The sequence below is a fragment of the Paraburkholderia kururiensis JCM 10599 = LMG 19447 genome (assembly GCF_003986935.1).
Taxonomy (GTDB): domain Bacteria; phylum Pseudomonadota; class Gammaproteobacteria; order Burkholderiales; family Burkholderiaceae; genus Paraburkholderia; species Paraburkholderia kururiensis.
Window position 1 is genome coordinate 67540 of the sequence record NZ_RJZE01000024.1, and the last position, 13885, is coordinate 81424.

At 63.7% G+C, this 13885-nt stretch carries 13 protein-coding genes; 11 read left to right on the forward strand and 2 right to left on the reverse strand.

Annotation, left to right across the window (positions count from 1 at the left end):
• The first annotated feature begins 54 nt into the window (after window positions 1–54).
• A complete protein-coding gene (locus PKKP23_RS25780) occupies window positions 55–546 on the forward strand; it encodes an Lrp/AsnC family transcriptional regulator (RefSeq protein ID WP_017772267.1) in 492 nt (163 codons plus the stop codon).
• Between the two features lie 110 nt (window positions 547–656).
• Here PKKP23_RS25780 and PKKP23_RS25785 read toward each other — a convergent pair whose 3' ends face one another.
• Window positions 657–1211, reverse strand: a complete 555-nt coding sequence (locus PKKP23_RS25785; protein ID WP_017772266.1) for a class IV adenylate cyclase — start codon at window positions 1209–1211, stop codon at window positions 657–659.
• On the opposite strand from PKKP23_RS25785, the gene PKKP23_RS33810 reads away from it, so the two are divergent.
• On the forward strand, window positions 1210–1371 hold the full coding sequence (locus tag PKKP23_RS33810; protein ID WP_161978143.1) for a hypothetical protein: 162 nt from the start codon (window positions 1210–1212) through the stop codon (window positions 1369–1371). The two genes, PKKP23_RS25785 and PKKP23_RS33810, sit on opposite strands and share 2 nt — an antisense overlap.
• Window positions 1372–1423: 52 nt before the next feature.
• On the opposite strand, the gene PKKP23_RS25790 is transcribed toward PKKP23_RS33810, so the two are convergent.
• Window positions 1424–2323: a LysR family transcriptional regulator gene (locus PKKP23_RS25790; RefSeq protein WP_126878974.1), complete on the reverse strand. Its 900-nt coding sequence runs from the start codon at window positions 2321–2323 to the stop codon at window positions 1424–1426.
• A gap of 179 nt (window positions 2324–2502) precedes the next feature.
• On the opposite strand from PKKP23_RS25790, the gene PKKP23_RS25795 reads away from it, so the two are divergent.
• The 9 genes from PKKP23_RS25795 (at window position 2503) to PKKP23_RS25835 (ending at window position 13883) form a co-directional block, all read left to right on the forward strand.
• Entirely contained in the window at window positions 2503–4224 is a 1722-nt protein-coding gene (locus PKKP23_RS25795; RefSeq protein WP_126878975.1) for a GMC family oxidoreductase, read from the forward strand.
• Between the two features lie 241 nt (window positions 4225–4465).
• Window positions 4466–5245, forward strand: coding sequence for an ABC transporter ATP-binding protein (locus tag PKKP23_RS25800; RefSeq protein WP_126878976.1), 780 nt, complete (start codon window positions 4466–4468; stop codon window positions 5243–5245).
• On the forward strand, window positions 5242–6000 hold the full coding sequence (locus PKKP23_RS25805; protein WP_017772262.1) for an ABC transporter ATP-binding protein: 759 nt from the start codon (window positions 5242–5244) through the stop codon (window positions 5998–6000). Before PKKP23_RS25800 ends, PKKP23_RS25805 begins: the two co-directional genes overlap by 4 nt.
• 91 nt (window positions 6001–6091) lie before the next feature.
• Window positions 6092–7309, forward strand: coding sequence for an ABC transporter substrate-binding protein (locus PKKP23_RS25810; protein ID WP_017772261.1), 1218 nt, complete (start codon window positions 6092–6094; stop codon window positions 7307–7309).
• A gap of 97 nt (window positions 7310–7406) precedes the next feature.
• A complete protein-coding gene (locus PKKP23_RS25815; RefSeq protein WP_126878977.1) occupies window positions 7407–8291 on the forward strand; it encodes a branched-chain amino acid ABC transporter permease in 885 nt (294 codons plus the stop codon).
• Window positions 8291–9262, forward strand: a complete 972-nt coding sequence (locus tag PKKP23_RS25820; protein ID WP_017772259.1) for a branched-chain amino acid ABC transporter permease — start codon at window positions 8291–8293, stop codon at window positions 9260–9262. Before PKKP23_RS25815 ends, PKKP23_RS25820 begins: the two co-directional genes overlap by 1 nt.
• A gap of 655 nt (window positions 9263–9917) precedes the next feature.
• Entirely contained in the window at window positions 9918–11084 is a 1167-nt protein-coding gene (locus PKKP23_RS25825) for an ABC transporter substrate-binding protein (RefSeq protein ID WP_026120938.1), read from the forward strand.
• Between the two features lie 225 nt (window positions 11085–11309).
• On the forward strand, window positions 11310–12473 hold the full coding sequence (locus tag PKKP23_RS25830; protein WP_126878978.1) for an ABC transporter substrate-binding protein: 1164 nt from the start codon (window positions 11310–11312) through the stop codon (window positions 12471–12473).
• A gap of 354 nt (window positions 12474–12827) precedes the next feature.
• Window positions 12828–13883 carry a branched-chain amino acid ABC transporter permease gene (locus tag PKKP23_RS25835; RefSeq protein ID WP_017772256.1) on the forward strand — a complete coding sequence of 352 codons (1056 nt, stop codon included), beginning with the start codon at window positions 12828–12830 and terminating at the stop codon, window positions 13881–13883.
• Window positions 13884–13885: the final 2 nt, after the last annotated feature.

Below are 13885 nucleotides of genomic sequence, written 5' to 3' on the forward strand. Positions count from 1 at the left end.
GCTGCTTTATGCAATACTCATGCGAAAAGCAGTCACGAAACGCGGAGAACGTTCATGCTTGAACTGGATCACTTCGATCTCGCGCTTCTCGAGGTCTTGCAACGCTATGGACGCGCCACCCATCAGCAACTCGGCGAGCAGATTCCGCTGTCGCCCTCGCAGATCGGGCGGAGGTTGCAGCGGCTCGAGGCGGTGGGCGTGATCGACGGTTACCGCGTCGTGCTGCGGCCCGAGAAGCTCGGCCTTGGCGTGACGGCGTTCACGAGCCTCAAGCTCAAGCACCACGGCGATTCGATCATCGAGCAGTTTCAGCAGCAGATCGACATGCTGCCCGAAGTGCTGGAATGCCACGCCGTTGTGGGCGAGGCCGACTATCTGCTGCGGATCGTGGCGCCCGACCTCAATGCGCTTTCCTCGTTCGTCATGAAGAAACTCATGCGCGTGCCGGGCGTGGACAGCGTGCGCTCGAACATCGTGCTTGCTACGTTCAAGCGCAACGGCCCGCTGCCGCTCGCGCACCTGGGACCGGGACTTTCCGCGGCCTGAGCGCATGAAGCGCGAACGGCGCGACCCATCCGGGATCGGGAATCAAAGATCAGGATCGCGCCGGTGCGAGCGTCATCGCGTTTTGCTGTGCCACGTGCCGCGCATCAGCATCAGGCGACGATGAGCGGCTCGCCCAACTCAGGTTTGTCGTCGGCCGCATTGAGCAGATCCACGTAAGCCACGGCCACGAGATCCGCTTCCGGCACGCCGAGCTTCGCGAATACCGCGTGCGCCTCCGCTTCGCCGCCTTCCTCGTCGTCGTCCGGTCCCAGCACCACTTCCAGTTCCACGAAATCGCCCAGTCCGTCCACGCGATCGAGATGAATGCGCGTGCGTCCCACCAGGTAGACGTGACGCTCCTTCGTGACGATGCCGCGCGTCGTGAGTGCCGTTGCGAGCAGCGCGTGCATGGCCTCGGGATTGGTGACGGGGCTGCGCGTGTAGTACGACGCCTTGGGGCCGTCGCGATCGTCGCGCTGATAGAAGATCAACTCGGCGGGCGTGCCGTCGTCGAACTGGCGCAGCTTGAGACGGCCGCGCGGCACGTCGTAGAAGAAGTCCTGCTGACGGAAGATGAGCGGTGCTTCGGGCGTCAACTGCGCAGCGCGCTCGCGCAACTGTTCGAAGTCACGGGCGCGGGCTTTGATCTCGATGTTGCGTGCCATGCTGAAGCTCCTGTCTGTCGATGAAACAGCAACGGCGCCGCTGGCCGTGCAAAGGCAACGCGGCGCCGCCGGAAAGAAACAGCCACCCTGGCGCGATGCAAGCCATCGATTCAAGCCAGGGACGGAAACGCGAAATCCGAATCTAGCAAAAACCGTGTGACCGTGGCGTTACGGCGCAAATTCGTCACGTCGTCGTACGTCATGAGTGGCGCTCATATCGCCCATTGCGCCTCGATCAGCTTGAGCGCGGGCGCGATGGCGGGCTCCTCTGCACGTGCCGCAAGCGTGATGAAGGTGAGTTGCGTGGGCACGGTGATGCCTTCCACGATGGTCAGCGCGTGTGCGTGCGCCTCGGCGAGTGCCGTGGCGTCGCGCGCGAGCGAGAGGCCAACGCCCGATTTCACGAGGTCGAGCATGGAGGGCTCCTGGTCCACTTCGGCCACCTTCACCGGCGTGACGCCGGCTTCGGCGAAGCAGCGCGTGAGCAGCCGGTTATGCGCCGACGCGGGCGGCGTCCAGATCCACGGCAACGCGGCGAGGCCACGCCAGTCGTGGATACCGCGCACGCGGTCTTTCCAGCCTGCGGGCGCGAGCACCCGATATTGAAAGTGCGTGAGCGTGACGGCATGAAACGCGCTGCCGTCGCGCGGCTCGTCTTCGTCGGGCAGTCCGATGTAATAGCCGACGTCGAGCTCGCGCGAGCGCACCTGCTCCCGTACCCAGCCCGACATGCCGTGCCGCAGCGCGGTTTCGATCTGCGGCCATGTTTCCACGAGCGGTTTCAGGAAGCCGCCGAGCCGCAGGAATTCCGGGTCCAGGATCGTGCCGATGCGCAGCCTCCCGCGCACTTCGTGGCGCAGCGTGGCGGCCGCGCGCTGCACGTCGCCGGCCGCGGCGAGCGCGCGCTCCGCGTGCGGCAGCAGCGCCTGGCCGTCGCGCGTGAGTGCGAGCCCGTGCGACGTGCGCGTGAAGAGCGACACGCCGAGCGTCTCCTGAAGGTTCTTGATCTGCAGGCTCACGGCGGGCTGGGTGAGGTGCAGATGCACGGCGGCACGCGTGAGATTGCCCTCGCGCGCCACGGTGACAAAGGCCCGGAGCAAGGTCAGGTCCATATTCCTGATATGAGTGCGCCTTATATGGCAGTTGAGCATAACTCATTGGATTGCCCCGCGGTTTCGCCGCTACGCTTGGCGAACCGTCGGCAATGCGAAGGTGGGACAGATACCCGCGCCATGCCGATTACGAAGGTGCGCCGCAGCAAAATGCAGCGCAACGGAGGAGACAACACACGATGGACCAGACCAAAGCGACGGCAGCAGGTCGCGGCGAGCCGCGCCGGCTCGAAGGCGAATTCGACTACGTGATCGTGGGCGCGGGCACCGCGGGCTGCGTGCTCGCCAACCGGCTTACGGAAGACCCCGACGTTTCCGTGCTGCTGCTCGAAGCCGGCGGTAAAGACGACTACCACTGGATTCATGTGCCGGTGGGCTACCTCTACTGCATCGGCAATCCGCGCACGGACTGGCTCTACAAGACGCAGGCCGAAGCGGGTCTCAATGGCCGGTCGCTTTCGTATCCGCGTGGCCGCGTGCTGGGTGGAAGCTCGTCGATCAACGGCATGATCTACATGCGCGGTCAGCGCGAAGACTACGACGAGTGGGCGCGCATCACGAACGACGCGTCATGGTCGTGGGATGCTGTGCTGCCCGTGTTTCGCCGCAGCGAGGACCATCACGGCGGCGCGAATACGTGGCACGGCGAAGGCGGCGAATGGCGCGTCGAACGGCAGCGCCTCAAGTGGAAGATTCTCGAAGCGTTCGCCGACGCCGCACAGCAAACCGGCATTCCCGCCACCGACGACTTCAATCGCGGCGACAACAGCGGCGTCGGCTACTTCGAGGTGAACCAGAAGCGCGGCATTCGCTGGAATGCATCGAAGGCGTTTCTGCGTCCCGCGATGAAGCGGCCCAATCTCACCATCATCACAGGTGCGCTCACCGAGCGCGTGGTGTTCGAGGGCAAGCGCTGCGTCGGCGTGGAATATCGCGGCGATGGCGTGAGCTACATAGCAAAGGCGCGTTGCGAAGTGGTGCTAAGTGCAGGTGCTGTGAACTCGCCGCAGTTGCTCGAACTGTCGGGCGTGGGTAACGGTGCGCGGCTGCAAGGGTTGGGTATCGATGTCGTGCACGATTTGCGCGGTGTGGGCGAGAACCTGCAGGACCATCTCCAGTTGCGTATGGCGTTTCGCGTGCAGCACGTGCGCACGCTCAACACGGCCTCCGCTCACTGGTGGGGCAAGCTGATGATCGGCATGCAGTACGCGCTGTTCCAGAGCGGCCCCATGGCGATGTCTCCGTCACAACTCGGTGCGTTCGCGAAGTCGGATCCATCCGACGGGTCGCTCACACGGCCCGATCTCGAATATCACGTGCAGCCTCTCTCGCTCGATCGTTTCGGTGAACCGCTGCATCGCTTCAACGCGTTCACGGCGTCGGTGTGCCATTTGCGGCCCACTTCGCGCGGCAGCATTCATATTGCCTCGCCCGATGCCGCCGTGGCACCGGCCATCGCGCCCAATTATCTTTCCACCGACTACGACCGTCACGTCGCGGTCAACGCGCTTCGACTCACGCGGCGTATCGCGGCCGCGCCCGCGCTCGCTCCATATCGTCCGCACGAAATCCTGCCCGGTCTCGCGTATCAGACCGAAGAAGAATTGCAGGACGCCGCAGGCAACGTGGGCACCACGATCTTTCATCCGGTAGGCACCTGCCGCATGGGCACCGCCGACGATCCCGGCGCGGTAGTGGACAGCCGCTTGCGTGTGCGCGGCGTGGAAGGGCTGCGTGTGGTGGATGCATCGGTGATGCCCGTCATCACATCGGGCAACACCAATTCGCCCACGCTCATGATCGCGGAGCGCGCGAGCGACATGCTGCGCGCCGATCGTCGCGCCCGACTCGCGGGGCGGGATGAAAAGACGAGCGCAGGCGTGCCGATGTCCGTTGCATGACGACGCGGCAGCGCGCATTTCACGCGCGTGAAATACGCACGAGGCCCTAAGTGCAAATCCCTATGATTGCGCTGCATCATTGGCGAGACAATGGCGCCATGCCGCACGGTGCCCCACGCTGCCATCCGCAGCCCTGCACTGCGCCACGGCCGATACGGGGGTGCGGTCGTCATCACGCGTTCGCGCAATCCGGTGCGCGAAGTGTCTACAAGACTTCGCCTTAATTCGCATGGAAGAGGACATGATTCTCGGCGACACGATTCTGGAGACGCGCGGACTCACGAAGGAATTCAAGGGCTTCACGGCCGTCAACGGCGTGAACCTGCGCGTGCGTCGCGGCACGATTCATGCACTCATCGGCCCGAACGGCGCGGGCAAAACAACGTGCTTCAACCTGCTCACCAAATTTCTCGAACCCAGCGCGGGGCAGATCGTATTCAACGGCATCGACATCACGCGTGAACGCCCCGCGCAGATCGCGCGGCGCGGCATCATCCGGTCGTTTCAGATTTCCGCGGTATTTCCGCATTTGACGGCATTGCAGAACGTGCGCGTGGGGTTGCAGCGCACGCTCGGCACCGCGTTCCATTTCTGGCGCAGCGAACGCACGCTGCGTGAACTCGACGACCGCGCAATGGATCTGCTCGCGCAGGTCGGCCTGACCGATTTCGCCGATGTGCGCACGGTAGAACTTGCCTACGGTCGCAAGCGCGCTCTCGAAATAGCCACCACGCTCGCGATGGAACCTGAACTCATGTTGCTCGACGAGCCCACGCAAGGCATGGGACACGAGGACGTGGATCGTGTGACCGCGCTGATCAAAAAAGTATCGGCGGGCCGCACGATTCTGATGGTGGAACACAACATGAATGTGATTGCCGGCATCTCGGACACGATCACGGTCCTGCAACGCGGCGAGGTGCTCGCCGAGGGCGCTTACGCGGAGGTCTCGAAAAACCCGCTCGTGATGCAGGCCTACATGGGCAGCGCCGACGCAGCGCTTGCGGGAGCACACGCATGAACACCGTGACCGAACGCGAGAACACGGAAGTGAGCGGCGCGGCCGAAAGCACGCCCGCGCTCGCCATTGCGGGCCTGCAAGCCTGGTACGGCGAATCGCACATCCTGCACGGCGTGGACCTCACCGTGGGACGCGGCGAAGTGGTGACGCTGCTCGGCCGCAACGGCGCGGGCCGCACAACCACGCTGCGCGCCATCATGGGCCTCACGGGTCGCCGCACGGGCTCCATCCAGATTGGTGGCCGCGAAACCATCGGCATGGCGACGCATCGCATCGCGCATTGCGGCGTGGGCTACTGCCCCGAAGAGCGCGGCATTTTTTCGAGCCTCTCGTGCGAAGAGAACCTGCTGTTGCCGCCGCCCGTGAGCCGGCACGCGCACACGATGTCGCTCGACGAGATCTACCAGATGTTTCCGAATCTCAAGGAGCGTCGGCAGAGCCAGGGCACGCGTCTCTCCGGCGGCGAGCAACAGATGCTCGCAGTGGCGCGCATCCTGCGCACGGGCGCGAATCTGCTGCTGCTCGACGAGATATCGGAGGGCTTGGCGCCAGTCATCGTGCAGACGCTTGCACGCATGATCGTCGCGCTCAAGGCGCGCGGTTACACCATCGTGATGGTCGAGCAGAACTTCCGGTTCGCGGCGCCGCTCGCGGACCGCTTCTACGTGATGGAGCATGGCCGCATCGTCGAGCATTTCGGCGCTGCCGAACTCGAAAGCAAGATGCCCGTGCTGCACGATCTGCTCGGCGTCTGAACCGAAACCCGCTTCACGGCGACACCCGCGTGCCGGGCGCGCCGCCTGATTGCTTCGCACAACCACAACGCAACGAATGAAGGAGACAGGAATGAAGAAGAACAGGACTCTCGCGCGCTTTACGTCGATCGGCATCGCAGCTGCGATGTGTGCCGCGTTCGCGGCCGGCAACGCGCGGGCAGCCGACGACGCGGTGAAGATCGGCTTCATCACGGACATGTCGGGACTCTATGCGGACATCGACGGCCAGGGGGGTCTCGAGGCCATCCGCATGGCGGTGGCCGACTTCGGCGGCAAGGTGAACGGCAAGCCGATTCAGGTGGTCTACGCGGACCATCAGAACAAGGCTGACATCGCGGCCTCGCGTGCGCGCGAATGGTTCGACCGCGACGGCGTAGACATGCTGATCGGCGGCACGAACTCGGCCACCGGGCTCTCGATGAACCAGGTTGCGGGCGAGAAGCACAAGGTGTACATCAGCATCGGCGCGGGGGCGGACACGCTCACCAACGAGCAATGTACGCCGTACACCATCCACTATGCGTACGACACGACGGCGCTCGCGAAAGGCACGGGCTCGGCCGTGACGAAGCAGGGCGGCAAGACGTGGTTCTTCCTCACGGCGGACTACGCGTTCGGCAAGGCGCTCGAAAAGAACACCGCCGACGTGGTGAAGGCCAACGGCGGCCAGGTGCTGGGCGACGTACGGCATCCGCTGTCGGCGTCGGACTTTTCGTCGTTCCTGTTGCAGGCGCAATCGTCGAAGGCGCAGATTCTGGGCCTCGCGAACGCGGGCGGCGACACGATCAACTCGATCAAGGCGGCCAAGGAATTCGGCATCACCAAGACGATGAAGCTTGCGGCGCTGCTCATCTTCATCAACGACATCCACAGCCTCGGCCTCGAAACCACGCAAGGCCTTGTGTTGACCGACAGCTGGTACTGGAACAAGGACGCGGCTTCGCGCCAGTGGGCCCAGCGCTACTTCGACAAGATGAAGAAGATGCCGTCGAGCCTGCAGGCCGCCGACTACTCCGCCACGATGACGTACCTGAAGGCCGTGCAGGCCGTGGGCTCCACGGACTCGGACAAGGTGATGGCGCAGCTCAAGAAGCAGAAGATCGACGACTTCTACGCGAAGGGCTACGTGCGTCAGGACGGCAGCATGATCCACGACATGTACCTCATGCAGGTGAAGACGCCGGCTGAATCGAAAGAGCCATGGGACTACTACAAGATCGTCGCCACCATTCCGGGCGAGCAGGCCTTCACGACGAAGCAGGAGACGCGCTGCGCGCTGTGGAAGTAACGGCAGTGAAGTAACGGAATAGGGACGTGAGCGCGGTGCGGCGGCGAAAGGCCGCCGCACCGCGCTTCGCGCCGATCTCATCTGGACGACAGGTTCAATGGAAATCTTTGGCATTCCGTTGCCGGCGATGCTGAGCCAGTTGTTGCTCGGACTCGTGAACGGCTCGTTCTACGCGATCCTGAGCCTTGGCCTTGCTGTGATCTTCGGGCTGCTCAACGTGATCAACTTCGCCCACGGCGCGCTGTTCATGCTGGGAGCGATGCTCACGTGGATGGGGCTCGCGTATTTCCACGTGCCGTATTGGGCGATGCTCGTGCTCTCGCCGCTGCTGGTGGGCGTATTCGGCATGCTGATCGAGCGGTCCATGCTGCGCTGGCTCTACAAGCTCGATCATCTCTACGGGCTCTTGCTCACCTTCGGCCTCACGCTCGTGATCGAGGGCGTGTTCCGTTCCATCTACGGTTCGTCGGGCCAGCCGTACGACGTGCCGTCGGCGCTTTCGGGCGCGACCAACCTCGGCTTCATGTTCCTGCCGAACTATCGCGCGTGGGTCGTGGTGGCCTCGCTTACGGTGTGTTTCGTGACGTGGTTCGTGATCGAGCGCACGCGGTTGGGTGCGTATCTGCGTGCGGGTACCGAGAACCCGAAGCTCGTGGAGGCTTTCGGCATCAACGTACCGATGATGGTCACGCTCACCTATGGCTTCGGCGTGGCGTTGGCCGCGTTTGCGGGTGTGCTCGCTGCGCCCGTGATCCAGGTTTCGCCGCTCATGGGGCAGCCCATGATCATCACCGTGTTCGCGGTGGTCGTGATCGGTGGCATGGGCTCGATCATGGGGTCCATCGTGACGGGTTTGCTGCTGGGCGTGATAGAAGGCTTCACGCGCGTGTTCTGGCCGGAAGCGTCGGCGACCGTGGTGTTCGTCATCATGGCGATCGTGTTGCTGGTTCGTCCCGCTGGCCTCTTCGGCAAGGAAAGATGATGCAGAGAAAAGCGCTTTATGTCCTGCTGCTCGTGGGCCTGATCGTGGCGCCGCTCGCGGGCGCTTATCCGGTCTTCGTAATGAAGGTGCTGTGCTTCGCGCTCTTTGCGGCGGCGTTCAATCTGTTGATCGGCTACACGGGGCTGCTTTCGTTTGGCCACGCGATGTTTCTCGCCAGCTCGGGTTACGTGGCGGGCTACGCGATCCAGTCGATCGGGCTCACGCCGGAACTCGGCGTGCTCGCGGGCGCCGCGGCGGCCACGCTGCTCGGGCTCGTGGTGGGGCTCTTTGCGATTCGCCGCCAGGGCATCTACTTCGCAATGGTCACGCTCGCGCTCGCGCAGATGGTTTATTTCGTGTTCCTGCAGGCACCCTTCACGCACGGCGAGGACGGCATGCAGGGCGTGCCGCGCGGCAAGCTGTTCGGGCTGCTGTCGCTGAGTTCGGACCTGGTGCTGTACTACGTGGTGCTCGTGGTGATGGTGCTCGCGTTTCTGCTGATCGTGCGTATCGTGCACTCGCCGTTCGGGCAGATTCTGGTGGCCATCAAGGAGAACGAGCCGCGTGCCATTTCGCTCGGCTACGACACGGACCGCTTCAAGCTGCTCGCGTTCGTGCTCTCTGCGGGCATTGCAGGTCTGGCAGGCGCGTTGAAAGTGGTCGTACTCGGCTTCGAGACGCTCGACGACGCGTACTGGACCATGTCGGGGCTCGTCATCCTGATGACGCTCGTGGGCGGCATGGGCACGCTGTTCGGGCCATTGCTGGGCGCGGCGCTGATTGTCTCGCTGGGCGATCGGCTGGGCGAGATCGGCGGGGCGCTTGCGTCGGCGACAGGCGTCGACTGGTTCCGCTCGCTCGGTGAGTCGGCGACCATCGTCACGGGGCTCATCTTCATTGCGTGCGTGCTGGCATTCCGGCGCGGAATTGTCGGCGAGATCGTGGCGCGCGTGCGGCCCTTGCGGGCTTGAGCGATAGCCAATCTGGCGCTTGTGTGGGCTACGCGATTGCTTCGGTATCCCGACGTTTTTTCGCTGAACGTGCTGCGATGCTTCGCACCGGCAGAGCCGCACGTGCAACGTTGCGGTGTCAATGTGCCCCAATTGAGTGCCGCAGTGCACCACTAGGGTAAATGCTAGTTGTCCGCAAGGCGGTGCATCTTTAATCTTGCACCCAGTTCTGATGCACCGAATTTGCAGGTGGAGAACGAGGAGACATGAGGCACTCAGTGCCCAAACGGAAAGCGCTGTTGGATAGGAATCCAACAGCGCTTTTTATATTGGTTTTTCCATCCGCATGCTTCATCCGCTGGTTTTCCCGTTATTTCCCTTCACGGCCTGAAACGGCTGCCCGTTTTTCTCTTCCTGCCCGAACTTCGGAAACAGCCTCTGGCACACAAGCCGCGGGTTTTTTCTCATTTGTCTGACGCCTGCAAATGCTTGCCGCATATGGCTTGCGTCCGCTACACTCGCCATTCGCCGACCGCCTGGTCGGCATTTATGTGCCGTTAAAACAACTGGTCGGCGCGGTATTTCCCGCGGAGAGGCGGCGCCATTTGGCCCACCGCATCCAGGCGGTTTTCGGGCGAATTTCAATCGAATAAGCAGGAAAAAGCGAGGAGCGTCAATGTTGGCGGCAGTGCGGTGGATAAGCGCGGCGTGCGCGGTGGCGGGAGCGGGGGCCATGCTGGCGGGGACGGCGTGGGCGGATGTGAAGATCGGCGTCACGGTGTCTGCCACGGGTCCGGCGGCGTCGCTCGGCATTCCGGAGAAGAACACGGTTCAACTGCTGCCGAAGGAAATTGCCGGCCAGAAGATCGACTACATCGTGCTGGACGATGCCACCGATCCCACTCAGGCCGTACGCAATGCACGCAAGCTCACGAGCGAAGATCACGTGGATGCGTTGATCGGTTCCACTGTCGTGCCGAACTCGCTGGCGATGATCGACGTTGCTGCCGAAACGTCCACGCCGATGATCTCGATGGCCGCGGCGGCCTCCATCGTGGAACCCATGGACGCGAAGCGCGCGTGGGTCTTCAAGACGCCGCAGAACGACATTCTGATGGCCACCGCCATCGCCCAGCACATGGCCGACCACGGCGTGAAGACGGTCGCGTTCATCGGCTTCTCGGACGCGTATGGCGAGAGCTGGTACAAGGAGTTCGGCAAGATCGCCGAACTCAAGAAGATTCGCATCGTGGCGAACGAGCGGTTCGCGCGCAACGACACGTCTGTCACCGGGCAAGTGTTGCGGATGATGTCGCAGAACCCCGATGCCGTGCTGATCGCCGGCGCCGGCACGCCGGCCGCCTTGCCGCAGAAGACGCTCAAGGAGCGCGGCTACAAGGGCCGCTACTACCAGACGCACGGCGTGGCCAACAACGACTTCCTGCGCGTGTGCGGCAAGGATTGCGAAGGCACGTATCTGCCCGCGGGCCCGCTGCTCGTGGCCGACCAGTTGCCGGCATCGAACCCGGCGAAGAAGGCGGCGTTGACGTACAAGGCGGCCTATGAAAGCGCCTGGGGTGCCGGGTCCATCTCGACCTTCGGCGGTCATGCCTGGGATGCGGGGCTGCTGCTGCAACGCGCGGTGCCCATTGCGCTCAAGCAGGGGCAGCCGGGCACGAAAGCCTTTCGCGAGGGGCTGCGCGCGGCGCTGGAGAGCACGAAAGACCTTCCCGCGTCACATGGCATCTTCAACATGAGTGCCACCGACCACGCGGGCCTCGACCAGCGGGCGCGCGTGATGGTTCAGATCGTGGGCGGCAAGTGGAAGCTCGCAGGCGACTGAGGCAGGGGCAACCACAAACAGACTCTTTCGAACAAAGGCGCGGACAAGTGGACGCGCCTTTTTTGTTGTTCGCGCCGCGCGCATGAAGCGGCGCTCGCCGTAGATGCACCCGACAGGGAAAACCATGTGTCCACATGGGCGGACCCCGTCACTACACTCAGAAGCCGGCCGCGTCGCGAAGGGCCGGGACGATACGAAACAAGAGACAAGCGTTTGGAGACACAGATGAAAACGAGGACACAGTGGGTAGGGGCGACGCTCGCAGCGGCCGCACTCTTCAGCGCGAGCAGCGCGTTCGCGCAGGTGAAGATTGGCGTCACGCTGTCGGCGACGGGGCCGGCGGCATCGCTCGGCATTCCCGAGAAGAACACCATCGAGTTGTTGCCGAAAGAGATTGGCGGCAAGACGGTGCAGTACATCGTGCTCGACGACGCATCCGACACGAGCCACGCCGTGCAGAACACGCACAAGCTGATCGACGAAGACCACGTGGACGCGATCATTGGTTCCACGGTCACGCCTAACTCGCTCGCGATGATCGACGTGGTGTCGCAAGCGAAGACGCCGATGATCTCGATGGCTGCCTCGGCCGCCATCGTTTCGCCGATGGACGCCAAGCGCGCGTGGGTCTTCAAGACGCCGCAGAACGACAGCCTCATGGCCGACGCAATCGCCCAGTACATGGAGCAGCACGGCGTGAAGACGGTGGGCTTCATCGGCTTCTCCGATGCGTACGGCGAGAGCTGGTACACGGTGTTCAACGCGGCGGCCGGCGCGCGTCATCTGAAGGTGGTGGGCAACGAGCGCTATAACCGGACCGATGCATCGGTCACGGGCCAGGTGCTCAAGCTGATGGCGGCCAACCCCGATGCGGTGCTGATCGCGGGCTCGGGTACGCCAGCGGCACTGCCGGCAAAGACGCTCAAGGAGCGCGGCTACAAGGGCGCCATCTACCAGACGCATGGCGTTGCGAACAACGACTTCCTGCGCGTCTGCGGCAAGGACTGCGAAGGCGAACTGCTGCCCGCAGGGCCGATTCTCGTCGCCGACCAGTTGCCCGATTCGAACCCGGTGAAGAAGTCCTCCGAGGCCTACAAGAACGCGTATGAGAAGGCCTATGGCGCGGGTTCGGTGTCGACGTTCGGCGGCCACGCATGGGACGCTGGCCAGATGCTGCAACGGGCGATTCCCGAGGCACTGAAGACGGCGCAGCCCGGTACCGTCGAGTTCCGTGAAGCGCTGCGCAGCGCGCTCGAAAACCTCAAGGATCTGCCGGTGGCGCACGGCATCATGAACACGACGTCGGCGGATCACAACGGCCTCGATGAACGTGCCCGCGTGATCGTGCAGATCTCCGGCGGCAAGTGGAAGCTGCAGCAGGGCAAGTAAGCGGCTTCGGATCAGCGAGATCGGCAACATCGGCAGCACTTCGGGGACGCGCGCGTGGCGCGGAGCGTTGCGCGCGTCCTGCTTCTCGCGGGCGGCGATGCGGGCAAGGGCGTGTGTGAGTGTGTCGCTCGCGTAGGGCGCCATGCCCTGCGGCGGTCGTCGTTGCGATTCGTCGTTGTGACCGGCACGCTCCATCATCCAGCGTGACGCGCCATGCGTTGCGCACGTGTCGCCGCCAGGTCGTTCTGTTCGAGCACAATGGCGCGTTGGCCGCGCGTTCATCACGCCTTGCTGCGCGTCCACCCATCTACGCATCCCCGATTCAGGCATTCCAGAAAGACACGAAGAGGAAGTATGGATCTATCAATTGCGGCGATCCTCGCGCAAGACGGCATCACGACCGGCGCCATTTACGCGCTGCTCGCGCTCGCACTGGTGCTGGTGTTTTCCGTCACGCGGGTGATCTTCATTCCGCAGGGCGAGTTCGTTTCGTACGGCGCACTCACGCTCGCCGCGCTGCAGACACAGAAGTTTCCCGCCACGTGCTGGCTCTTGATGGCGATGGGTGCGGCGTGTTTCGTCGTCGAGATGCTCGGCCTCGTGCGGCATCCCGAGCGACGTACGCAGCTCGCGCGTACGCTCGTGACACTCGCCGGCAAGTACCTCTTGTTTCCCGTTGCCGTCTACGCAATCACGCGCGGCACATTCGGCATGCAGTTGCCGATGCTCGCGCAGATTGCGTTGACGCTCGCCATCGTGGTGCCGATGGGCCCGTTCGTGTATCGCCTCGCGTACGAACCGATTGCCGAGGCGACGACCTTGTTGCTGCTGATCGTCGCGGTGGCCGTGCACTTCGCCATGGTTGGCCTCGGGCTCGTGATGTTCGGCGCCGAAGGGTCGCGCACCAACGCGTTTTCGGACGCTACGTTCAACGTGGGTTCGCTCTCGATTACGGGCCAGAGCTTGTGGGTGATCGGCACCGCGATCGTGCTGATCGTCGGGCTGTACGTCTATTTCGATCGCACGGTGTCGGGCAAGGCGCTGCGGGCGACTTCGGTGAACCGGCTCGGCGCGCGGCTGGTCGGCATCGGCACCACGCAGGCGGGCCGCCTCGCGTTCACGCTCGCTGCCGGGCTGGGCGCGCTGTGCGGCATCCTGGTCGCACCGCTCACCACCATCTACTACGACTCGGGCTTCCTGATTGGCTTGAAGGGATTCGTGGGGGCAATCATCGGTGGGCTCGTGAGTTATCCCGTGGCGGCCGCGGGTTCGGTGCTCGTCGGGCTGCTCGAATCGTATTCGTCGTTCTGGGCCAGTGCCTACAAGGAAGTCATTGTGTTCACGCTGATCATTCCCGTGTTGCTGTGGCGCAGTCTGGCGAGCCCGCACACCGAAGAAGAGGAGGAGTGACG